18 protein-coding genes are annotated in these 21631 nt (G+C 68.0%); 9 read left to right on the forward strand and 9 right to left on the reverse strand.

The annotated features are described in order from the left end of the window. The first annotated feature begins 4 nt into the window (after positions 1-4). From ACSAGD_RS13390 to ACSAGD_RS13400, 3 genes are all read left to right on the forward strand, one after another. The gene (locus ACSAGD_RS13390) at positions 5-1327 is read left to right on the forward strand and encodes a CaiB/BaiF CoA transferase family protein (protein WP_437583263.1); all 1323 of its coding nucleotides are present in this window, start codon (positions 5-7) and stop codon (positions 1325-1327) included. A 112-nt stretch (positions 1328-1439) separates the two neighbouring features. Then, positions 1440-1766 (forward strand): ferredoxin, encoded by a 327-nt coding sequence (gene fdxA, locus ACSAGD_RS13395; protein WP_437583264.1) that lies wholly within the window; start codon positions 1440-1442, stop codon positions 1764-1766. A 251-nt stretch (positions 1767-2017) separates the two neighbouring features. Then, positions 2018-3211, forward strand: a complete 1194-nt coding sequence (locus ACSAGD_RS13400; protein WP_437583265.1) for a hypothetical protein — start codon at positions 2018-2020, stop codon at positions 3209-3211. A 230-nt stretch (positions 3212-3441) separates the two neighbouring features. Here ACSAGD_RS13400 and ACSAGD_RS13405 read toward each other — a convergent pair whose 3' ends face one another. Genes ACSAGD_RS13405 through ACSAGD_RS13420 form a run of 4 tightly spaced genes read right to left on the reverse strand, consistent with a single transcriptional unit; the run spans position 3442 to position 10634 of the window. After that, complete coding sequence (locus tag ACSAGD_RS13405) at positions 3442-6924, reverse strand: family 1 glycosylhydrolase (RefSeq protein WP_437583266.1); 3483 nt, start codon at positions 6922-6924, stop codon at positions 3442-3444. Beyond that, complete coding sequence (locus ACSAGD_RS13410) at positions 6917-8419, reverse strand: family 20 glycosylhydrolase (protein ID WP_437583267.1); 1503 nt, start codon at positions 8417-8419, stop codon at positions 6917-6919. The genes ACSAGD_RS13405 and ACSAGD_RS13410 overlap by 8 nt, the downstream gene beginning before the upstream one ends. After that, positions 8416-9285, reverse strand: a complete 870-nt coding sequence (locus ACSAGD_RS13415) for an alpha/beta fold hydrolase (protein ID WP_437583268.1) — start codon at positions 9283-9285, stop codon at positions 8416-8418. The genes ACSAGD_RS13410 and ACSAGD_RS13415 overlap by 4 nt, the downstream gene beginning before the upstream one ends. Next, entirely contained in the window at positions 9285-10634 is a 1350-nt protein-coding gene (locus ACSAGD_RS13420; RefSeq protein ID WP_437583269.1) for an MFS transporter, read from the reverse strand. The genes ACSAGD_RS13415 and ACSAGD_RS13420 overlap by 1 nt, the downstream gene beginning before the upstream one ends. A 129-nt stretch (positions 10635-10763) precedes the next feature. On the opposite strand from ACSAGD_RS13420, the gene ACSAGD_RS13425 reads away from it, so the two are divergent. After that, a complete protein-coding gene (locus ACSAGD_RS13425; RefSeq protein ID WP_437583270.1) occupies positions 10764-11408 on the forward strand; it encodes a TetR/AcrR family transcriptional regulator in 645 nt (214 codons plus the stop codon). An 18-nt stretch (positions 11409-11426) separates the two neighbouring features. Here ACSAGD_RS13425 and ACSAGD_RS13430 read toward each other — a convergent pair whose 3' ends face one another. The 3 genes from ACSAGD_RS13430 to ACSAGD_RS13440 form a co-directional block, all read right to left on the reverse strand. Further along, entirely contained in the window at positions 11427-12689 is a 1263-nt protein-coding gene (locus ACSAGD_RS13430; RefSeq protein ID WP_437583271.1) for a hypothetical protein, read from the reverse strand. 86 nt (positions 12690-12775) lie between these two features. Continuing rightward, the gene (locus ACSAGD_RS13435) at positions 12776-14008 is read right to left on the reverse strand and encodes an MFS transporter (protein ID WP_437583272.1); all 1233 of its coding nucleotides are present in this window, start codon (positions 14006-14008) and stop codon (positions 12776-12778) included. Positions 14009-14015: 7 nt separating this feature from the next. Next, positions 14016-15449, reverse strand: a complete 1434-nt coding sequence (locus ACSAGD_RS13440) for a glycoside hydrolase family 1 protein (protein WP_437583273.1) — start codon at positions 15447-15449, stop codon at positions 14016-14018. Between the two features lie 120 nt (positions 15450-15569). Between ACSAGD_RS13440 and ACSAGD_RS13445 the strand changes: the two genes are divergently transcribed. Beyond that, the gene (locus tag ACSAGD_RS13445; RefSeq protein WP_437583274.1) at positions 15570-16178 is read left to right on the forward strand and encodes a TetR/AcrR family transcriptional regulator; all 609 of its coding nucleotides are present in this window, start codon (positions 15570-15572) and stop codon (positions 16176-16178) included. Positions 16179-16361: 183 nt separating this feature from the next. Here ACSAGD_RS13445 and ACSAGD_RS13450 read toward each other — a convergent pair whose 3' ends face one another. Then, positions 16362-17237: an alpha/beta hydrolase gene (locus tag ACSAGD_RS13450; protein WP_437583275.1), complete on the reverse strand. Its 876-nt coding sequence runs from the start codon at positions 17235-17237 to the stop codon at positions 16362-16364. Positions 17238-17369: 132 nt separating this feature from the next. Here ACSAGD_RS13450 and ACSAGD_RS13455 point away from each other — a divergent pair, with 132 nt between their 5' ends. From ACSAGD_RS13455 to ACSAGD_RS13470, 4 genes are all read left to right on the forward strand, one after another. Beyond that, the gene (locus ACSAGD_RS13455) at positions 17370-19286 is read left to right on the forward strand and encodes an AfsR/SARP family transcriptional regulator (RefSeq protein ID WP_437583276.1); all 1917 of its coding nucleotides are present in this window, start codon (positions 17370-17372) and stop codon (positions 19284-19286) included. Further along, positions 19283-19621, forward strand: a complete 339-nt coding sequence (locus tag ACSAGD_RS13460; RefSeq protein ID WP_437583277.1) for a helix-turn-helix domain-containing protein — start codon at positions 19283-19285, stop codon at positions 19619-19621. Before ACSAGD_RS13455 ends, ACSAGD_RS13460 begins: the two co-directional genes overlap by 4 nt. Before the next feature lie 140 nt (positions 19622-19761). After that, the gene (locus ACSAGD_RS13465) at positions 19762-20283 is read left to right on the forward strand and encodes an NUDIX domain-containing protein (protein ID WP_437583278.1); all 522 of its coding nucleotides are present in this window, start codon (positions 19762-19764) and stop codon (positions 20281-20283) included. Between the two features lie 50 nt (positions 20284-20333). After that, the gene (locus ACSAGD_RS13470) at positions 20334-20975 is read left to right on the forward strand and encodes an HAD family hydrolase (RefSeq protein WP_437583280.1); all 642 of its coding nucleotides are present in this window, start codon (positions 20334-20336) and stop codon (positions 20973-20975) included. Positions 20976-21006: 31 nt separating this feature from the next. Here the strand turns inward: ACSAGD_RS13470 and ACSAGD_RS13475 are convergent, their stop codons facing one another. Next, the gene (locus ACSAGD_RS13475; RefSeq protein ID WP_437583281.1) at positions 21007-21621 is read right to left on the reverse strand and encodes an HAD family hydrolase; all 615 of its coding nucleotides are present in this window, start codon (positions 21619-21621) and stop codon (positions 21007-21009) included. Between the last annotated feature and the right edge of the window lie 10 nt (positions 21622-21631).

The raw sequence follows: 21631 nt of genomic DNA on the forward strand, positions 1-21631 counted from the left end.
CACAATGTCCAGGCCTCTCGACGGAGTCACCGTCGTCGACTTCACCCAGGTGATGCTCGGCCCCTCGTGCACACAGGCGCTTGGCGACTTCGGAGCCGACGTCATCAAGGTCGAGCGTCCGAATGCCGGCGACCTGTCACGTCAGGGGGTGCTCGCCCACACGGGGCAGGACAACCCGGTCTTCCTGAGTCTCAACCGCAACAAGCGCGGCATCGCGGTCGATCTCAGAACGGATGCCGGTCGGGACGTCGTCCGCGACCTGCTGCGCACCGCCGACGTCGTCGTCAGCAACTTCCGTCCCGGCGTCATGGAGCGCCTCGGCTTCGACTACGAGTCCGTCGCCGCCATCAACCCGCGCATCATCTGGGCCGCCGGCTCGGGCTTCGGCCCGTCGGGCCCCTACGCGCACAAGGGCGGGCAGGACATCCTGGGGCAGGCGTACTCGGGGGTCATGAAGCGGCTCGCCGACCCCGAGCATCCTGTGTCGATCTATGCCACACCGATCGCCGACTACACCGCGGGGCAGCACCTTGTGCAAGGCATCCTTCTCGCCCTGCTTCACCGGGAGAAGACCGGCGAGGGCCAGAAAGTGGAGGTCAGTCTCTACAACTCGATGCTCGCCATGCAGATGCAGGAGGCCACGACGCGCCTCATGTACGACCAGGAGCTCAACTGGGCGCTCATGCCGCTGAGCGGGTGCTTTCCGACGGAGGACTCGGAGATCGTCATCGTCGGCGCGTTCAAGCCGAACCCGCTTCGCGACATCTGCGCAGCCCTCGAGCTGCCTGACCTGTCGCTCGAGGAGCGGTTCTCGAACCTGGATAACCTCAAGCGGAATCGGCGTGAGGTTCGGCAGATCATCGCCGACCGGCTGAAGGAGGGCACGAGCGAGCGGTGGCTCGCCACACTCGAGACGCACGATGTGCTGTGCGGACCCGTGCGCAGTCTCGCCGAGGCGCTGGCCGACCCGCAGACCGCACACAACAACATGATCATCGAGTTCGACAGCGGCACGGGGCAGGCCGTGCGGACGATTGCGCCGCCGATCGCCATGTCGCAGGTGCCGCCGGAGGTTCGGCACACGCCGCCGCACCTGGGCGAGCACAGCCGCGAGCTGCTGCGGGGGCTCGGCTACGACGATGCGCGGATCGACGAGCTGATTGCGAACGGTGCGGTGCAGGCCGCCGGCACCGCAGTGCCAGGCACCGCCGGCACCGCCGACACCGCCGCGCCAGCCAGCGCCCCACAGTCCGGCGGCGCGCTGCCTGGCGCCGGTACCGCACAGGCCAGCAGCGCCTCACCGGCCACCGGCGGTCCACGAGAGTGACCTCTGCGGTCATTAGTGCGTGCCGCGGCAGGCTCTAACGACCGCAGGTAGCTCTCCCACTGACGCATCTCAACAGCTCTCCCACAGACGCATCTCAACAAAGGAGTGACAGATGGTTTACGTGATCGGTTCCGCGTGTGTCGACGTGAAGGACCTCGGGTGCATCGATGCCTGCCCGGTGGACTGCATCTACCAGGGCGAGCGGACGCTGTACATCCAGCCGGATGAGTGCGTCGACTGCGGGGCATGCGAGCCGGTCTGCCCGGTGGAGGCGATCACCTACGCCGACGATGTCGAGCCGGAGGACGAAATGTACGTCGGCATCGCGCAGGAGCTCTTCGAGAAGGTGGGCTCGCCCGGCGGCGCGGATGCGCACGGCACGGTGGAGGACCACCCGACGATCGCGGCGCTTCCGCGGAAGGCGGCCGAGCAGCGCTGACCCGCCGCTGCCGCTGCCGCCGTCGTGCGCTGTGCCTTCCGTGCAACGCGTGCGAGAGCGGTCTGCGGTCATTAGAGCCTGCCGCGGCACGCACTAATGACCGCAGACGTCACTCTCACAAGAAAATAGACCCTCTCACCAGACGGCTGTGGCGCAAAGGCGGGGACAGCGTCGGTCGCCGGAGCGGGCACGCACGCACGACAAGCGCGTCGGCGGCCAGCCGACGCCGAACCGGTGCATACAATGGCCACGTGTCCGAGAACGCGTCGCAGCCAGAGCCCCACGAGAGCGAAACTACCGAGGAGCGCCAGACGCACGGAGAGCACCACAAGCACACCACTCACCGACCGGATGCGTCAGCGCAGAACACCGTCGCTGATTCGGAGGCGTACGACGGCGTGATCGAGCCCTCCGGCACGCTCGCCGTGAAGACCTTCAGTTGGACCCTCGCGCTCGTGGTCTTCGCCGTGGCACGTCTCCTCGCGATCTCGTGGCCACCCGACGGGACAGACGGATTCTTCGTCTCACTGCGCGCCGCCATCAGAACCGCGCAGCAGGTCGTCGGGCACATCTCGCTGACGGATCTTCCGGCCCTTGTGGGGGCGACCTTCGCAAGCGAGCCGGTTCTGTCGCTGCTGTTGGTCACCGCGGCATCCATCGCTCTCTGCCTGACGTCACTGCCGAGCATCCTGCTTGGAGATGACCGCCTCACATGGCGCGCGGTGGCCATGCTCGTGGTGCTTCTCGTGTCAGCGCTCGGAGCCATCGCCGTCGCACCGCTCGCGTGGCGGCCGCTGGTCATCGTTGTCCTGGGCGTATATGCGTGGGCGCTGGTGTCGTGGTGGGGGCGCGGCGCGCAGGTGGCCCGGTGGGCGAAATACGCCGAGAGGATGCTCGAGAGCCGCGATTCTGCTGGGCATCCTGCCGACTGGACGACGAACGTGACTCTGTCGACGAGCAATGCCCCTCAGACGTTTCGACAGCTCGCGTCGGCGCTCGCGACCCGCGCCGTGTTCGTGCGCCGGGCGATCGAACGTCGACGCGGACGGGCCTTCCGCGACCCTACCGTGCTCGACGCCTACGCCGAAGCATTCGGAATCCGCCGAGCGCTTGCCACGGAGGCGCGGGCACGCCGTCGCGGCCGCACAGCGAGCACACGGGTGATGAGCGCACGGACGGCCCTCGCCCACGGCGTTCTGGTCGTTCGCAAGTTCGTACTCACCAACGGGGTCGTGCTCGGCGGGGTGCTGCTGGTGGCGATGCTCTCGTTCAGCCCGCGCCCGTGGATCGCCCCGACCTGCCAGACCACCGACGACGGCCGCGAGACCGTATACGTGCTGTCGACGTCGCCACCCACGGTTCTTCTGGAGACGACGCGCACCGTCGAAGTGCGCACCGACTGGGACGGCGTCGAACTGGCCGCAGGGGTCTGCCGCGGGTCGTGACGCGCGACTGCGGCCTGCCGGCCGGCCCTACCGCGGGCAGTCCGCGTATGAGTGCTACCTGCGGTCATAAGTGCCTGCCGCGGCAAACAACAATGACCGCAGGTAGCACTGTGGCGCGAGGGAGGACGCGCGCGGGCGGAACGTCCCCCGGTGGGACAGCTCCGGAGGGACGCGCGCGGGCGGAACGTCCCCCGGTGGGACAGCTCCGGAGGGACGTGCTCGGTCGAGCGCTACTCCGCGCGGAGGCCCGCCCGCACCGCCGCGACCATGCCGTCCAGGGTCGCCTGGTCGAAGCCCACGCCCCACGCGGTGAGCTTGCCCAGCGGCATCTGCCGGAACATCGCCACGTGCTCGGGCGCCGCCTCTCCGCCGGTGCGGCTGGAGACACCGTCGACGAGCGGCGCGATGACGGCGCTGCCGACCGGGTGGTCGAGCCACTCGCCGATCGTCGACTCCCCGGTCAGCTCCGGAACATGGCCGTCTCCCGCACTGCGCACGACGGTGGAGAGCCGGATGTCGCGGCTCGATGCCCCGAGCTCGACGGTGTACTCACCGGCATCCACCTGCCACCGATGCTCGCGCACGTTCCACAGCGAGAAGTCGCGCGGCTCGAGGGCGAACTCGATCATGCGCGATTCGCCGGGCTCCAGGTCGACCCGAGTGTAGCCGCGCAGTTCGCGAAGGGGCCGCGAGCCGGCGTCGCTGCGCACGTAGAGCTGGGCGACCTCGGCGGCGCGACGCGCACCGGTGTTGGTGATCGTCGCGGTCACCCGGTACGTGTTCGGGGCGGACTCACTCAGCGCTAGGTGGTCGTACGCGAACGTACTGTAGGTGAGGCCGTGACCGAACGGGTAGGCGACAGGGATGCTCCGTGTGTCGAAGTGCCGATACCCGACGTAGATGCTCTCGCCGTACACCGCGACGCCGTCACGCCCGGGGAAGGTCAGGCGGCTCGGGGTGTCGTCGAGACTCAGCGGAATCGTCTCGGTGAGACGCCCCGAGGGAGAGACGTCACCGAGCAGCAGATCCGCGATCGCTCGGCCGCCGCCCTGGCCGAGCAGCCATCCGTTCAGCACCGCGGCCGCGCGTTCGCGCCACGGCCCGAGCTCGACGACCGCGCCGGCGCTCAGGACGACGACCACAGGGGTATCGCCCGCGACGAGCTTCTCGAGCAGGTCGCGCTGCACGGCGGGCAGCTGCAGCGAGGTGCGGTCGCTCCCCTCGGATTCTTCGCCGTCGGGCAGTCCGACGAACACCACGGCGACATCGGCGGAGGATGCCGCGGCGGCAGCCTCGGCGAGAAGCTGCGCGTCGTCGTTCCCGTCGAGCCGGAACCCATCTGCCGCCGTGACACGGTCGGCGCCGAGACGGGCGACGAGCTCGTCGAGCGGGCGGTGCAGCGTGGTGGGGTTCACGTGGGAGGATCCGCCGCCCTGGTAGCGGGGGTCGCGCGCGAAGGGCCCGATGACGGCGACGCGCGTGAGCGTCTCGGCGGCAAGAGGGAGCGTTCCGTCGTTGCTCAGCAGCACGATCGATTCGCGGGCCGCCTCGACCGCGAGTGCGTCGCCCGTCGCGGCGAGGTCGCCGGTGATGCCGTCGCGCAGCGGGTGTGTCTCTGCGGGTGCCGCGGCAGCGTCCGCGACCGGACTCGAGGGGGCGCCCGCGCTCGGGGTGGCGTCGGCCTGGGCAGGGGCCGAGGATGCCGCGGCCGCACCGACCCGGTCGCGGAGCAGCGTGTGGCGGCGAACGGTGCGGTCGAGCACGTCGCTCGTCACGGCGCCGCGTGCGACGGCATCCACGATCTCGTCATCGGTTCCGCTCGGCGGCATCTCGAGGTCGAGGCCGGCGTTCAGCGCGGCGACCCGATCGTTCACGGCGCCCCAGTCGGAGACGACGATGCCGTCGAAGCCCCACTCGCCGCGCAGCAGATCGGTCAGCAGCCACCGGTTCTGGCTCGCGAACACTCCGTTCACCCGGTTGTACGCGCTCATGAGAGCCCACGGGCGCGCCTCCCGGACCACGCGCTCGAACGCCGGGAGATAGATCTCGCGCAGCGCACGCTCGTCGACCTCGGCACTCACGCGGAAGCGGTCGGTCTCCTGGTTGTTCACCGCGAAGTGCTTCGGGGTCGCGGCGACGCCCTGGGACTGCACACCCTCCACGAGCGCGGCGGCGAAGCGGCCGGAGACCAGGGGATCCTCCGAGGCATACTCGAAGTTGCGTCCGCACAGCGGCGAGCGCTTGATGTTCAGACCCGGGCCGAGCAGCATGTGCACGCCGAGCGCTCGGGCCTCGCGGCCGAGGTGCGCGCCGACCTGGCGGATGAGTTCGTCGTTCCAGCTCGAGGCCAGCCCCGCGGCGGGCGGGAAGCACGTCGCCGGAACGCTCGCGTTGATGCCGAACGCGTCGCCGTCCTGGGCTTGGCGGCGCAGGCCGTGCGGTCCGTCACTCATGGTGATCGAGGGGATGCCGGGAACCGCCGCCGTCGTCCAGGTGTCAGCGCCGGAGGTGAGAGCGGCCTTCTGCTCGGTCGTCAGCGTCCGGCGCGCGACCTCGCCGAGCCACGCGAGCGACGGCTTCGGCGTGCGGTCGAACGAACCCGAGGCGCGGTCGACCGCGATGAGTCCGAACGTCGGCGCCCAGCTGCCCCACTCGTAGTTGTCGAGGAGCGACCAGTGCAGGTACCCGTCGACGCGGATGCCGTCGCCCATCGCGCGGCTCAGGGCGTCGAGCGCCCCCTCGAGGTACGCGATGCGCTGCGTGTCGTCGCTCGTGGCGATGCCGTTCTCTGTGACGAGGATCGGCACTCCGCCGGTGACCTCGAATGTGTGGCGGGCGGCTTCGCCGACGGCATCCGGGTAGACCTCCCACCCCGTCAGGGTGCGCGCGCCCTCGGCCGGAATGACCCCGTCGGGCCCGAACACCGTGCGCGTGTACGCCTGCACGCCGATGAAGTCGTCGTCCGCGGCGACCCGCAGAAACGCGTCTTCGACGGCCTCACGATACGCGTCCGCACGGTCCTGGCCCCCGGGCACCGCCTGAACGCACTGGTTGGCGACGCTCCAGCCGACCTTCACACCGGGGTGACGCGCGTGCAGATCGTCGCGCACGGCGCGGTGTGCCGCGGCGAGAACGTCGCGCACGGCGGCATCCGGCTCGGGCAATGCCCCGCCCAGCCCCGTGTCGAGGCTGACTTCGCCGCGAATGACCCGCATCATGATCGCGAGCATGTTCGGCTCGTTGATGGTGACGATCCGGCGCGCGCCGGCCTCGATCACCGGCGCGATCGCCTCGACGTAGCGGCGGAACCGCTCGACGGCATCGGGGCGCGACCATCCGCCCGAGAGGGTGAACCAGGCGGGACTCGTGAAGTGGTGCAGCGTCAGCACCGGTTCGATTCCGAGGCGAACGGCGTGCTCGACCATGGCGCGGTAGTGCGCGATCTCGGTCTGGTCGAACTGCCCGTCCGCCGGTTCGATGCGCGCCCACTCGACGCCGAAGCGGTACGCGGTCAGACCGGCATCCGCGAGCAGCTGCATGTCGTCGCGCCAGCGGTGGTAGCTGTCGCAGGCGTCGCCGCTCGGCTCGGCGATGGGGCTGTCGGGCGCCTGCTCGAGCGCCCACCAGTCGCTGTGCACGTTGCCGCCCTCGACCTGGTGCGGGGAGGTCGAGGCTCCGATGAGGAATCCGTCGGGAAATCGGACGTCAGCCATGGGTGTGCCTTTCACGGTCGGTGGGCGTTGTGGTGGGTGCGGTTGAGGGGCGAGAGGATGCCGCGTGCGCGCTGCCCGCCTCGACGAGGTCGGTGCTGCGGTACCACGCGTCGAACCCAAGGCTGCTCCAGCGCGGCGCCGCACGCTCGACGATGCCGCGCGTGTGCTCGGGGGACGGATGCCGGTGCCACGCCGCCTCCGCGACGAGGGCGAGCCGCGGCAGGAGGAGCAGCGCGAGGTCGTCGATGCTCGTGATGGTCTCGCCCCAGATCGCAGCCTCAACGCCGGCGAGGGTCGTGCCGACGGGGAGCGCCGCGAGGGGGTTCCACGTGAGCAGGTCGCGGGTCGGCGTCGGCGCGTATGCCGCGAAGCCGACCCGTTCGAGAGCCTCGGTCTGCGCGGCGACGTGGCTACGTTCGGCGTACCGCCTGTCGAGGTACAGCGGATTCTGCACAGACACGATCACGTCGGCATGGCATTCGGCGAGCAGCCGCGGATCGTCGGCGACCTCCGCATACGAGGCCGCGACCGCGCGAGCGAGGTCTTCCATCCCCTCGGGCGCCTGGGCGAGAATCGTGGCTTCGCTCGGAATGTCGGCGGGCGTCATCCACCACTGATACAGGTCGATGGATGCCGCGGAGCGCACGGCCTCCTGCCAGGAGATCGCGCGACGCCCGGTGGCGTGCACGCCCTCCACGGCGGCCCGCATGAAGCGGTCGTACGCGTCGCGCGGCATCCCGAACACCTCGTCGCCGCCGATGTGCAGATACGGTGCCGGAAAGATCTCCGCGAGCTCGGCGATCGCGGTCGCCGCAACGTCGAGCGCGTCGGGGTTGTCAGGGTCGAAATACGAGAACGACGGGTGCGGGAAGGCCCGCGCGGTCAGCTCGGGGCGCGCCTGAGCGAGCGACGCGATGTGGCCGGGCAGGTCGATCTCAGGGACGATCGCGATGAAACGGCGCTCGGCGTAGGCGACGAGGTCGGTGAGCTCGTCGACCGTGAAAGGCGGTGCGCCCGCCGTCACACCGGCGACGGGTGCGCGCCACCCCTCGTTGTCGGTGAGGTGCAGGTGCAGCACGTTCATGCCGTGCAGTGCGAGCAGGTCGACGATGCGCCGCAGGGTCGAGATGTCGAGAGGATGCCGCACGGTATCGACGCTCAGCCCGCGCCACGAGATCGCCGGGCCGTCGTGCCGAGTGTCGCTCTCGGGAGCACCGGGTGCCAGCAGCAGCTCGCGCACGAGGCCGCGAAAGACACCCTGCGCGGTGCGGGCACGGACCGTCACGGCATCCCCGTCGCGCACACTCATGTATCGTTCGTCGACGGGTTCCGCGAACGGCGAGCGCCCGACCGCTGCGTCCGCGCGCAGGTTGCACGCGGGGTCGACGTCGGCACGCGCCGTCAGCGTCGCCGTCGAGACGCCGAGCGCCGCGCAGAGTTCGTTCGCGCTCGCGACGGCTGCCTCCGCCGCCGGGCTCATCGCTGTGATGCTCATTCTGCACTTCTCCAGAAGTCGGTGACCGCGTCGGCGAAGGCCTCGGGGTTCTCGTTCTGCGCGCTGTGCGCGGCGTCCGGAATCACGGTGCGGCGGGCGCCGATGGCACGGGCCTCCGCCTCGTAGAGTTCGAGGGGCCAGGCCTCGTCGTTCTCGCCGTAGATCACGTGGGCGGGCACGCCGTTCGCGGCCAGCTCCGCGGTGCGGTCGGCGACAGAGGAGAGGATGCGCGCGACACCGACGAGGTTGTCGAGCGACGTCGCCAGAGCGCGCTGCCGCAGCATCTCGTCGGTGGGGTCGGCGAACGGTTCGGTCGGAACGTCAGGACGCATCCTCCGGAGAGCCGGGTTCGCGGCGAGCTGCTCGAGCTGCGCGAACTGGGCGCGGCGCTCGGGCGTCGCCGCGATCGGGCCGCCGCCCGACGAGAACAGCGTGAGCGAGGCGACGAGCGTCGGTTCGCGGAGCAGGGCCTCGCGTGCCACGACTCCCCCGAAGCTGTGCCCGAGCAGGTGCACGGGGCCGCCGCACGTCGCCGCGAGCGATTGGGCGACCGCGACGGCATCCTGCGCGAAATCATCGAGACGATACGCGTCCGCTCCCGCGGGCGCCGCCGAGTCTGCCTGGCCGCGTTGGCTGTACGCGAGGGCGCTCCAGCCGCGGTCCGCGAGAAGGGGCAGGATGCCGAGGAAGTCCTCCTTCGACCCGGTGAAGCCCGGTATCAGCAGCGCCGTGCCCCACGGCTCCGGCGCCTCGGTCCAGAGCGCGGTCAGCTCGCCGGCGGGCGCCGAGACCGCGCAGGTCTCGACGCCCGCGGGAACCGGCTGGGGCCCGAAGGGAGCGTGCGGGGCGAAACGCGTGAGCATCATCAGCGCACGCGATTGATCGGAATGAAGAAGGCGATGCAGAGCAGCGCGAGCACGCCGGCGGTGATGAAGAGACCGACGTAGCCGATCGTGCCGATGAGCAGCGCACCGAGGCCGCCGCCGATCACGCCCGAGAGCGTGTTGGTCGTGTTCAGAAAGCCGAGGTCACGCGCCGCGGTCTCCTTGTTCGGCAGGATCTCCACCATGATCGCCTGGTCGACCGAGCTGAACGCGCCGAACGCGAAGGCCGCGAGGCCCACGTTGACGAACAACACCCACGTGTCGGTGCTGAGCAGAAGCACCACGGTCGAGAGCGCGAAGATCACAGCGCTCACCATCGCGGGCGCCTTGCGGCGGCGCAGCTTGTCGGAGAGCGGACCGGCGATCACCGTCGAGATGAGCGATCCGATCGCGAGCACGATGCCGAGCAGCGCGGCGGTCGACGCGGCCGTCTTGAGCGGAAGGTCGAAGTGATAGATGAGCTGCTGGGTTTGCGTCTGCACGAGCAGCATGAGGCCGACCATGAACACGAGGCGGCCGAGGTAGACGTACCAGAACTGCTTGTCCTTCGGCGGGCGGAAGCCGGCGAGCATCTCGCGCAGGTCGAAGCGCTCGGTGCCCTCCTGACGGCTGAGCTTGGCGCCGGGCAGCGCGAGCACGACGACCGCCATCATGATGACCATCGTCCACGGGACGAGCAGGAACGCCGTCGCGAGGTTCGCCTCGCCGAACGTGCTGACCAGGATGCTCGTGACGATGCCGCCGAGCGCGTTGCCGAGCAGCGTGCCCATGCTCGCCCAGGCCGACGCGCGGCCCATGAGGCGTGAGCTGACGCGGTCGGGCAGCAGCGCGTAGTAACTCGACAGCATGATGTTGAGGCCGATCTGGAAGCCGCAGAACAGAATGACCGCGGGCCAGATGAGCGAGAACGATGCGAGGGAGAGCGAGAGGATGCACGCGGCGCCGAGAATCGCGCCGAACATGATCCACGGGTTGCGGCGGCCGAGGCGCGTGCGCGTGTGGTCCGAGACGTTGCCGCCCACGATCGCGCCGATCGCTCCGGCGAGCGCGCCGAACACGTTCGCGATGCCGATGGCAGCGTTGGCGTCGACTTCCCCGAGGTGCACCGTGAAGTTGTAGGCCATGAGACTCGCCGCGGCGCCGGTGGGAATCGTCGCGCCGAGGATCATCAGCATGTTCACGGGTCCGAACCAGCGCAGCTTGTGCACGAAGCGGCGTTCGCCGAACTCGTTGGTGGGGGAATCGTCCTCGGTAAAACTTCCGGCCGCCGAGGCGTCGTCCAGGACGGCCGCTGCGGCTTCGGCATCCGTGTTTCTGTCTTCGATGCTCATCGTTGAACTCCTTGAGCTGGGGCTGATTCCAGAAAATTACCATATGGTTACTTTTAAGCCAAGAGATAATTTAAGCGGATGCCGTCGGCAGACCTGCCGCGACCGCTCTCCGCACCGGAAAGGACACCTGTGACGAACTCGACGACCGCGCAGCTCACGCCCAAGGGGCAACGGACCCGGCAGCGGATCCTCGACGTCTCCATGAAGCTGTTCGCGCAGTCGGGCTCGAACGCGACGTCGCTGCGCGGAATCGCGGCCGAGGCCGGTATGAGTCACGCGGGCGTGCTGCGCTACTTCGAAGACAAGGATGCGCTGCTGCTCGCCGTGCTCGAGCACCGTGATGAGATGGACCTCTCACGCGCTCTCGACGAGACGGGCGCCGTGCGACCCGAGGTGCTCACGGGCGACGGACCTTACACGGCGCTGCGCACGCTGCTCGAGGTGATCGAGCGAAACGCGACGATGCCCGGCGTGGTCGAGCTGTTCCTCAAGGTCGCCACGGAGGCGACGCACGCAGACCATCCGGCGCACGATTACTTCGTGGCGCGCTATGCGCGGCTGCGCCGTCTGCTCGAGCCGGTCTTCGACGCGGTGCTGCCTACCGAGCGTCCCGCGGGCATCACGGCTGCGGAGGCCACCGAGCAGCTGATCTCGATTCTCGACGGTTCGCAGCTGCAGTGGCTGCTCTCCGGCGGCCGCATCGACCTGGTCGCGGACGCCCGCCGCTACCTCGAGCTGCTGGGCATCGACCTGGCAGCCGCCTCAACCCGCTGACCGACGCCGCTTCCGGCCCTAAATCGCGCCAGCGCCGACGAATAGCAGCATCGCAAGAGTAGCTGCCAGAGCCACCGCTATTGCAATCCACGAAATCCATGCAGCCGCCGTGATGAGACCCGCACCCCGCTTCTGATTGTCGCCTATGTCCGCGCGCGCCGCTTGCCCCAAGATCAGACCGAGTGGAAACAGCGGGCTCACGACGAGTGCACCTACTGCACGCATGCTTGTCCTCCGCTGACGAATCATCTCGCCGCTGTTCTCCATGAGTCCCTCCTCGATCGATCGCAGCTGCTTCTCTACGCGTTTGCTCCAGAAGCAAACCATTCCGCCGCCCTGTCTCATCGAGGATGCAGCGAGAGCAGACGGAATCAGAATGCTGAGAACAATGAGACCGAACAAGAAATAGGCCTCCCTGGGACTAGTGCCTTCGTTCGCCAGCGGCGTCAGAGCGAGCATCAATCCGAAGAGAATGCAGAAAATCCCCATTCCTACCGCCATCCATGTCTGCCCCTTCACTGCACGGGAAAAGACGAACCCAGCAATCATCCATAAGGCCACGGAAACAATACTCGCGAAGATAGCCATTAGGCTGCCCAATAGCCCGCCGCCCCACACCCAAGAGACCACTCCGATCGCGGCAATCCCTGCAACCGAAATCAGCGGCTCGGCCAACTGCTCTGCAAGACGCACTCTCTCTGACGAAAACACACGCAGACGCCGCCCAAAGGTCTCAAGCTGCGCTCGCTGACGCTTGAGATCCTCCGCGGTCTGCTTATCAACGTCGACTTTCAGGTCCTCAGCTGTTGCAGTCGCATCAGCAGCCACCAGCGAAACAAAGATTGCAGCTGCTCCTACACCTATGAACGTGACCAAATCGAGGTCGGCGCCGGGGCCAGACCGCTGCATCAACATGCAGAGCCAGAGAGCCAACGATACAGCTACGACAAACTCAGCTACATATCCCAAGAACTGAGCTCTCACGAGACCGATTGCAGTGGAATCTCTAGCAGATGTGCGCACCGCGACCTGTAGTCCGAGAGCGACCGCTCCGAGAATACTGAGCAATGTCAGCCCGCGAGAAAGGTCGATAGTGCTGAGCGTTATCTGCAGACCAGATCCTGGCGCTGAAGACCAGACAGCCGCAAGCACCGCCAGCAAAAGCGCGACACCACCGTCAAGAAACAGGGCCCGCCGCAACACGCGTCCCAGTCGCTGTAGATAGCCTTCTCGAGCCTCCGCAATCGCGCTTACGTCGTAGGTAGTAGCAGTCTCATTCATAGCTTCTGAGCAACCCTCACCTCAATTGCTCTGGTTCACGGGGAGATGCTCTCAGTAGCCACTGACATCCGTTGATTACTACGGCCTCACCGGACGGAGCGGACACGCAGCACGCTGATGCCGCCCAGCACGATGACCACCGCGGCCACGACGTAGAGCTCGGCATAGCCGGCGATTGCGAGCACCGCCCATCCGATCAGCGGCGCGATGGGGATGTGCTGCGCGGAGTTCGCGACTCCCAGATCGCGCGCTCGCGTCGCGGCATCCGGAAGCAGATCCGTCAGCAGAGCCTGGTCAACCGAGAGGAACAGCCCGTAGCCGAGCCCCAGCAGCACCGCCGCAACGAGACTGCTCTCCCACGTCGGAACCAACGCGAGCGCCAGCGCGGCAGCGGCCTGGAGCATGGCGGAGACGCAGACGAGAGCGCGCCTGGCCTTCCAGCGGTCGGTGAGCACGCCGCCCATCCACGAGGCGACCGCGCACGCCGCGAGGTACACGAGGATGAGCACCATGAGCGCGCCGTCCGGGTCGGGAACCCCCAGAACATCGGCGAGGAAGTACAGCAGATACGTCGTTCCGACGAGGTTGCCCGCGTTGATGAGCACGCGCGAGAGTGTTGCCCAGCCGAAGTCACGGTAGCCGTGCAGCCGCTGCAGCGCGCGCCGGAACCCGAGCGTCAGCGGGCGCACCGCCTGCGAGGCGCGCGGTTCGGGGAACGAGAAGATGAACGGCAGCGGGGCCAGGAGCGCGAGCACGGCGATGACCGTCCAGCTCCAGCCCACGTCGCGCACGAGCTCCGTGACGATCACCATGCCGAGAGCGAGGGCGATGACCTGCGGCACGCCCATCGCCGCCGACGCACGACCGCGCTGCGCGATCGGAACGCGGTCCGCGATGATGGCCGACAGCGACACCAGCACGGCGGACTGGCCGACAGCGACGATGCCGAGAAGAACGGCGGCAGAGATCCAGGATGCTTGGTGCCCAACCCACGCGAACGGAATCGTCGCCGTCAGAAAACCCGCGAGCGCCCACGTGCGACGACGCCCGAAGCGGGTACGCGTTCTGTCGCAGAGCCATCCGATCACGGGCACGCCGATCACGATGATTCCCGCCACCTCGGCGATGAGGAACGAGCCGATCGCGACCTTGTTGTCGGGGTCGAGCACGCTCGCGAGCTTCACCGTCATGAACTGCCCGGGCAGCATCACGAGCAGCCAGAACCCGAACCACGCCAGCGCGAATGTGAGAAGCCACGTGCGGGTGACCGGCTGCGTGGCGGTGACGTCGGGAGCTGTCGGCTCCGCCTCGGCGGGCATCCTCAACTCACTTGTCTGTCGTCCGCCGTCGAAGCACGTCGCGAATGAAGCGATACGACTCCTTCGGCGCGCGCTCGCCCGTCTCGAAGTCGACGTGCACGAGGCCGAAGCGCTGGGTGAATCCGGCCGCCCACTCCCAGTTGTCCATGAGCGACCAGATGAAGTAGCCGCGCAGATCGACGCCCTCGGCGGGGCCGCCCGGCGCAACCGCGTCGAGGGCACTGGAGAGGTGACGGGCGAGGTAGTCGACGCGCTTCGGGTCGGAGACGCTGCCGTCCGCGGCCACCGCGTCGTCGAAGCTCGCGCCGCTCTCGGTGATGTAGACCGGCGGCAGCGCGTCGCCATAGCGGTCGCGCATCTGGCCAAGCACGACCCCCAGGTACTCGGGCGCGATCGGCCAGCCGAAGCCCGTCGTCTCATACTGTTCGAAGGGTTCGAGCCGGAAGGGGAGATCGGTCATCGCTTCACTGACGCCGTCGGGGCTCTCCCCCGTGCCCGCGCCGGCGGCGACGAGGCTCGGCATGTAGTAGTTGAGCCCGTAGAAGTCGATCGGCTCGCTGATCGTGGCGAGGTCGACGTCGGGTATCTCGGCGAATGCGCCGAAGAGGTCGGCGAGCTCGGGCGGCACCTGCGGATAGTGGCCGAGCAGCACGGGGTCGGCGAAGACGCGGTTGTGGACGATATCGAAGAGCGCGGCCATCGCGGCATCCTGGTCGGAGTCGCTGGCGGGCACGACAGGCGTGTGCGCGTTGGTGATGCCGACTCTGCCCGCGACGTTCGCGGCGCGGAGCGCCTGCACCGCGAGGCCGTGACCGAGAAGCTGATGATGCACCGTGGGCAGGGCGTCGAACAGCAGGCTGTGGCCGGGAGCGTGGAGGCCGAGGGCGTACCCGTTGAGGGTGACCGTGGCGGGTTCGTTGATGGTGATCCACGCATCGACGCGGTCGCCGAAGCGCTCAGCCACGAGGCCCGCGAAGTCGCCCAAGCGGTGGGCGGTGTCGCGGTCGAGCCAGCCGTGCTCGTATTCGACGGGGAGGTCCCAGTGCGAGATCGTGACGAAGGGCGAGATGCCGGCCTCGAGCAGTTCGTCGAGCAGACGATCGTAGAAGGCGACGCCGCGCGCGTCGAGTGGGCCCGCGCCGCCGGGCTGCAGGCGCGTCCAACCGAGCGAGAACCGGTAGGCATCGACGCCGAGGCCTGCCATGAGGGAGACGTCTTCGCTGAGCCGGTGTGCGTGGTCGGCGGTGACCGCCGTCGTGCTGCCGTCGATGATGCGCCCGGGTTCGCTGGCGAAGCGATCCCACACACTCGGAGTGCGGTTTGGTGCGTCGCCGGCGCCCTCGATCTGCGCGGCGGCGGTGGCGGTTCCGATGAGAAAGCCGTCGGGAATCTGCACGGCGAGGCGCCCGGCATCGGCTGTGTCTGCGAACTCGTGAGGCATCATTGTCTCCCGCTGCGGACGTCGTCGTCCGTGTCGTAGGCGTGAGTGGGACGATCGTCCCACTTCTTGCTACTGTATGCAGACCACAGGACCCGCGCAACCGCAGAATCGAGGTCTGAGATGGGCCGCACTCCGGTGGACGTTCGCCGCGCAGAGCTGATCGCGGCGGCGCTGCGTGTCGTGTCGGCGCGCGGGCTTGGCGCGGCATCCATTCGCGCCATCGTCGCGGAAGCGGGAATGTCTCTCGCGAGCTTTCACTACGCGTTCGACTCGCGCGACGAGCTGCTCGACACGCTGATCGCAGATGTGCACGCGAAAGAGGAGCGCGCCGTGCTGCCCGCGCAGCTGTCTGGGCGCGGGCTTGCGGAACTGCTCGAAGACGGGCTGCTCGGGTACTTCGAGCATCTGCGCGGCGACCCGCAGTACGAGCAGGCGATGCTCGAGCTGACGCAGTTCGCGCTGCGCACCCGGCCGCGCATGGCACAGGAGCAGTATGCCGAGTACGCACGAATCGCGGTGGCGTCGCTCGAGCTGGCCGCGATGCACACGGGATGCCGGTGGACGATGCCCGTTCCGGCGGTGGCGAAGATGCTCGTCGCCTTCACCGATGGGCTGACGCTCGGCTGGCTCGTGGACCGCGACGACGAGGCGGCGCGGCAGATGATCCGCGCGATCGCACAGTCGCTCGCCGCCCTGGCCGCGCGGAGTCCCGGGGCATCCGTCGAGTAGACCTGCCTTCCGCGCCCCGCCCCGCATTCCCCATGAGAGAGCGGTCTGCGGTCATTAGTGCGTGCCGCGGCAGACTCTAATGACCGCAGACCGCTCTCGCACGAATTCTGGCGCGCGGGCATGCGGGAAAGCAGCGCGCGGGCGTGCGGCGGCACGCAGCCGTCGGCACCGGGCGCACGCAGCTCAACGGGTGAGGAGCTCGCGGATCACCGCTTCGACCTCCTCGGGCGCCTCTTCCGCCATGAAGTGGCCGGCGTCGGTCGTGTAGTGGGCGAGGTCGGGCGCCCAGCGCTTCCAGAGCGCGGTCGCGTCGTAGCCGAGGGCCGCGCCCCAGTCCTGCTGGACGACGCTGACCGGCATCCTCAACTGTCGACCGAGGTCGGCGTCGGCCTGATCATGCGCGATATCGATGGTGGCGGTGGCCCGGTAGTCGGCGACGATGGATGCCACGGCGCCCGCGCTCGCGTCGAGATACGCCCGGCGGTACTCGGCCGGAATCGCGGCCGGGTTCTTCGTCCACACGTCGAGGAAGTACCCGAAGAACGCGTCAGAGCTGTTCGCGATCATCGTCTCGGCGAGGCCGGGTGGCTGCGCCATGAGGTAGAGGTGGAATCCGACGGCCGCTGAGACTCCGCGGAGCGACTCCCAGGTGTCGAGGGTCGGCAGCACGTCGAGGAAGGCAGCGTGCGTCACGGCCTCGGGGTGGTCGAGGGCGGCGCGAAACGCGACGAGCGCTCCTCGGTCGTGCCCGACGAGGGCGAAGCGGTCGTGGCCGAGCGCGGAGGCGACTGCGACGGCATCCTGACCCATCGTTCGCTTCGAGTAGGTGCTCGCTCCCTCGACCGGCTTCTCGCTCGCGCCATACCCGCGCAGGTCGGGAGCGATCACGGTGTGGTCTGCGGCGAGCGCGGTCGCCACGTGACGCCACATGAGGTGGGTCTGCGGAAACCCGTGCAACAGCATGATCGGGGTGCCGCTTCCGCCGATCGCGGTATGGATGCCGACGCCGTCTGCGCCGGGGATGCTGCGGTACTCGAAGCCGGGGATGGAAGGTGACATGGGGTCCTCACTGTGGTGGTGGTCGGGCTAGGAACGGGGGCGGACAGTTACGTGATTTCACAGTGCCGTGTGGCGATCAGCATCCGATCAGCACCGGCCGCCGCGCCTGCGTGCGCGCCGTAGACTCGCCCCATGCCCACGTTCTCGGTTCTCGGCCCGATGGCCGCGTGGGATGCCGCGGGCGATCGCGCGCGTCTGCGAGGCCCGAAGCACCGCGCCGTTCTCGGGCGACTCATCGTGGCGCGCGGGCGCATGGTGCCGGTCGAGACGCTGATCGATGACCTGTGGGCGGAGGCGCCGCCGCGAGCTCGCGGCGCTGTGCGTACGTTCGTCGGCGACCTTCGGCGAGCGCTCGAGCCTGATCGGCCGCCGCGCGCTCCGTCGAGCGTGATCGTGACCGAGGGTGCGGGGTACGCGATGCGAGTGGGCGAGGATGCCGTAGATGCGTGGCGCTTCGAACGCGACGTCGCGGCTGCCCGCCGTGCGGAGCCCCTGGATGCCGCAGACCTGCTGAGCCGGGCCCTGGCGGAGTGGCGCGGCCCGGCGTACGCGGACTTCGCCGAGGCGCAGTGGGCGCTCGCCGAACGCGCGCGTCTCACGGAGCTTCGGCTGCAGGCCGTCGAGGCGCACGCGGAGGCGCTGCTGTCTCTGGACCGCCACGCGGACGCGGTGCCGGTTCTCGATGCGCACGTCACCGATCATCCGTGGCGGGAGGACGCCTGGCGGCTGCTCGCCGTGGCGCTGTATCGCTCGGGGCGACAGAAGGATGCCCTCGACGTCGCCCGCCGCGCGCGCTCACGCCTCGCGGACGAGCTGGGCCTCGACCCGAGCGCCCCGCTCGCACGACTGGAGGGGCAGATTCTCGCACAGTCGCCCGAGCTCGGTCCGAGCGCGCAGCCGCTGGATGCCGCGAGCACGGTCTGGGCGCGAGCACGTGCCGCCTCAGAGGGAGCGGCCGCGCTGGGATCTCGCGCTCAGCTGCGGTCGACCGTCGATCTTCTGCGCAGTCTCGCGCTCTCTGGTGGCGACGGCCTCGAGGCGGCGCAGCGTCAGCGCGTCGATACGATCCACGCGGCCGAAGAACTCGGCGACCCGCTTCTGACGGCGCGCGTGATCGGCGCCTATGACGTTCCGGCGATCTGGGCGCGCTCCGATTTTCCAGACCTCGCCGCCGAAGTGGTCGCCGCGGCTGAGCGCGCGCTCGACGCGCTGCCCGCCGGTCACGCCGCAGCTCGCGCACGACTTCTCGCCACGATCGCGATCGAATCGCGCGGAACCGCCTTCCCGGGCGCCCAGCAGGCCGCGGCCGAGGCCGAGGCACTCGCGCGCACGCTCGATGACCCGGCACTGCTGGCCTATGCGCTGAACGGCACGTTCATGCAGAGCTTCCATCGCGCGGGTCTCGCCGCGACAAGAGACCGGATCGGAGCGGAGCTCATCGTCGTGGCATCCCGCCATGATCTGCCCGCGTTCGAGCTGCTCGGCCGGCTCATCCGATTGCAGTCGCGATGCGCGTTCGGCGACGTCGTCGGGGCCGACGAGCATGCGGACGCCGCCGACGCCCTCGCCGCCCGCTACGAGTCGCCGCTCATCGAGGTGTTCACCACCTGGTATCGCGCGTTGCGCCTCGCGCTCACCGGCCACCCGCCGGACGAGGTCGCGACCGCTTACCGGGCCGCGTCGCCGCTGCTCGACCGCGCCGGAATGCCCGGGATGCAGCACGGACTGCTGCCGCTCGCGCTGCTGAGCATCCGCGTCGCGCACAACCTGCCGCTCCCCGCACCCGACACCACCGACTGGGGTCCGTACTCCCGCTGGGTCGAGCCGCTCCTCCTCGCGGGTTCAGGGCAGAAGAATGCCGCGAGGGCCGCGCTCCGCGAACTCCCCGAGCCGCCGGCCGACCATCTCCTCGAAGCGATGTGGTTCCTCGTCGCGAGAGCGGCGGCTCTTGTCCGCGACGAGCCGACCCTGGAGCGCGCCCGGAACGCCCTCGCCGCAGCGCACGACCAGCTGCCGGGCGCGGCCACGGGCATCTTCACCATGAAGTGAGCGTCAAGACGGTCACGGGCGAAGTCGTTCAGCTTGACCCGCATCTGAGTGATTTTGTCTTCAACATCCTCGCTTGCCTCGGGAACGGGTCAGTGACGATCACCGGCCTTCCGGAGGAAGTCACCACGACTATCGCTGCCGAGATGCTCGGAGTGTCGCGGCCGACGCTCATGAAGCGCATCGCCTCTGGTGAGATCACTGGCCGAAAGGTCGGCTCCCACACGAGACTTCGCACAGACGACGTACTCCGTCTGCGTGAGCGAGAGAACATCAAACGCGAGCAGGCATTCGCTGAGCTGCGCAAGATCGACGAGGAGTTCGACGCGCTCGACTAGCATCCTTGATGTTGCGCTCCAGGATGCCGGTGCCCGGTCTTCGCCGAGCTGATCTCATAGCTCACAACCGGCTGGATTCGCGATTCACTCAAGCGGGAGCACTTGCGCTGATACGGACAGCGTCTCAGTAGTCTTTTCAAATGAACTCAACTTTCGCGACTGACCGCCATGGCAACCGCCTTCTCTCGGTCGAAGCGGCAACCCACGAAGAACTCGTTGCCGCAGCCGCGCACACACCCTGCCCCTTGGCGCTTGCCGTACTCGTCGACAGTGCCACGCAGCGCGTGCTATTTGGCATGAACACCTGGAGACTCGAATACGAACTCCCCGGTGGAATTGTCGAGCCCGGGGAGTCCTTCTTCGAAGCGGCTCGACGTGAGCTCGAAGAAGAAACGGGCATCCGTGTCGACACACTTGGCTTACTCGGCTATGCGCGGTTCGCTTTGACTGCTCCGATCCGCGACGAGCTGGGAGCCATCTACTTCGCGGAGGTCACCGACCAGCAAGCAACACCCAGCGATGAGATGCAGCAGTTCGTATGGAGAAAGCCGCTGAGCCAGTCAGATCTCGCAGTTGCCGCGCTCGACGATGTAATCGCAGAGTGGGCAGTTCGCTCCTCCGCAGCAACCGGTGATCTTGTCGAAGATAATCAGTTTCGGTGATTTGTATTCTCGAGCTCCACACGCAATGGTTCTTTGACTAGGCTCGCCGAGTGCCCCTTGCTGTGTTTGACCTGGACGGAACTCTCGTCGACCAGATGAGTGCCGCGCGATCCTGGGCGGACGAGTTCGTCTCGCAGTGGAACCTGCCAAACGGCGCTACCGATCTCGTCGCTGCCGCGCTCCGCGAAAGGGCTTCGAAGGAGATGAGCTTCGACCGCATCGTCGAAGAGTGCTCGTTGCCGGCATCAGGAGCAGAGGTGTGGGCGGCATACAGAGCACGGATGCCGCAGCTCGTGCAGTGCACGCACGAAGACAAAAAGTCGCTTGCTGAGCTCCGAGCTGCGGGCTGGAACATTGGCATCGCAACCAACGGAATGGTGGACAACCAAGAGGGCAAGATTCGGTCGACGGGCCTGGCAGACCTGGTTGATGGGTGGGTCATTTCGGGCGAGGCTGGAGTCCGTAAACCGGATGCCCGAATCTTCACTATCTTGGCTGAACGCATCGGCTGCCCACTCGAAGGCTGGATGATCGGCGACAGTCTCGAACACGACGTCGGCGGCGGGGTGAACGCTGGACTCCACACAGCGTGGATCGCTCCCCTGAACGCAACCGTCCCATCCGACATCGAACGTTTCGATACTCGATGTTCGAGTGCTGCCGAGGCCGTCACTGCGATCCTGGCGGCCTGACAGACGTTCCAATCGCGGCAGAGCGACCCGATCAGCTGGCGAGGAAGCACTCGATCGCAGCGATTGTCGTCGCATTGTCGCAGTGCACGATGGCACGGATCCCGCACGCCTCCGCACCACGCACTGGAGCGTCGTTGTCGTCGATGAAGAGGACATCACCCGCACGTGCACCCATTTTCTCCAGAGCGTTCACATACGCTCGAGCATCCGGCTTCGCCACGCCCTGTTCGTGGCTGTAGCAAATCGGATCGAAGATCGATGAGAAACCGAAGCGCCGCTCCTCTTCGTCACGCGCACCGTCAGCGGAGTTCGAGAGAATGGCCAGCCCGGCCCGCCCCTGCAACGAACGCGCGTGATCGAGCAGTTCGACGTTTCCGTGACCGCAGTATGCGTCCCATAGCTGACCTCGCATGGTCGCGACCGCATCCTCATCGATCTCTAACGCGACAGCGAACCTTCGCCAATATTCGTCTGCGACTCCCGACTGCAAGGTGACGTCGGGCAGAGCCGCAGAATCGAGGCGGGCTCGCAGGGCTTCGACGGACATGTCAAGCCGGATGCTCCAGCTTTGCTCCAACTCCAGCGGCCAGCTGTGATCATCAACATTCTCGAGGACGCCACCAACGTCGTAGAGGATCCACTTCACTCAAGCAACC

Origin of the sequence: Paramicrobacterium salitolerans (genome assembly GCF_051513965.1) — a bacterium.
Classification (GTDB): Bacteria; Actinomycetota; Actinomycetes; order Actinomycetales; family Microbacteriaceae; genus Paramicrobacterium.

What these genes read in the sequence shown, in the direction of transcription:
- ACSAGD_RS13390 (WP_437583263.1), top strand. Translation starts at nt 5, where the DNA reads ATGTCCAGGCCTCTCGACGGAGTCACCGTCGTCGACTTCACCCAGGTG.
- fdxA (WP_437583264.1), top strand. Translation starts at nt 1,440, where the DNA reads ATGGTTTACGTGATCGGTTCCGCGTGTGTCGACGTGAAGGACCTCGGG.
- ACSAGD_RS13405 (WP_437583266.1), bottom strand. Translation starts at nt 6,924, where the DNA reads ATGGCTGACGTCCGATTTCCCGACGGATTCCTCATCGGAGCCTCGACC.
- ACSAGD_RS13410 (WP_437583267.1), bottom strand. Translation starts at nt 8,419, where the DNA reads ATGAGCATCACAGCGATGAGCCCGGCGGCGGAGGCAGCCGTCGCGAGC.
- ACSAGD_RS13415 (WP_437583268.1), bottom strand. Translation starts at nt 9,285, where the DNA reads ATGATGCTCACGCGTTTCGCCCCGCACGCTCCCTTCGGGCCCCAGCCG.
- ACSAGD_RS13420 (WP_437583269.1), bottom strand. Translation starts at nt 10,634, where the DNA reads ATGAGCATCGAAGACAGAAACACGGATGCCGAAGCCGCAGCGGCCGTC.
- ACSAGD_RS13430 (WP_437583271.1), bottom strand. Translation starts at nt 12,689, where the DNA reads ATGAATGAGACTGCTACTACCTACGACGTAAGCGCGATTGCGGAGGCT.
- ACSAGD_RS13435 (WP_437583272.1), bottom strand. Translation starts at nt 14,008, where the DNA reads ATGCCCGCCGAGGCGGAGCCGACAGCTCCCGACGTCACCGCCACGCAG.
- ACSAGD_RS13440 (WP_437583273.1), bottom strand. Translation starts at nt 15,449, where the DNA reads ATGCCTCACGAGTTCGCAGACACAGCCGATGCCGGGCGCCTCGCCGTG.
- ACSAGD_RS13445 (WP_437583274.1), top strand. Translation starts at nt 15,570, where the DNA reads ATGGGCCGCACTCCGGTGGACGTTCGCCGCGCAGAGCTGATCGCGGCG.
- ACSAGD_RS13450 (WP_437583275.1), bottom strand. Translation starts at nt 17,237, where the DNA reads ATGTCACCTTCCATCCCCGGCTTCGAGTACCGCAGCATCCCCGGCGCA.
- ACSAGD_RS13455 (WP_437583276.1), top strand. Translation starts at nt 17,370, where the DNA reads ATGCCCACGTTCTCGGTTCTCGGCCCGATGGCCGCGTGGGATGCCGCG.
- ACSAGD_RS13465 (WP_437583278.1), top strand. Translation starts at nt 19,762, where the DNA reads ATGAACTCAACTTTCGCGACTGACCGCCATGGCAACCGCCTTCTCTCG.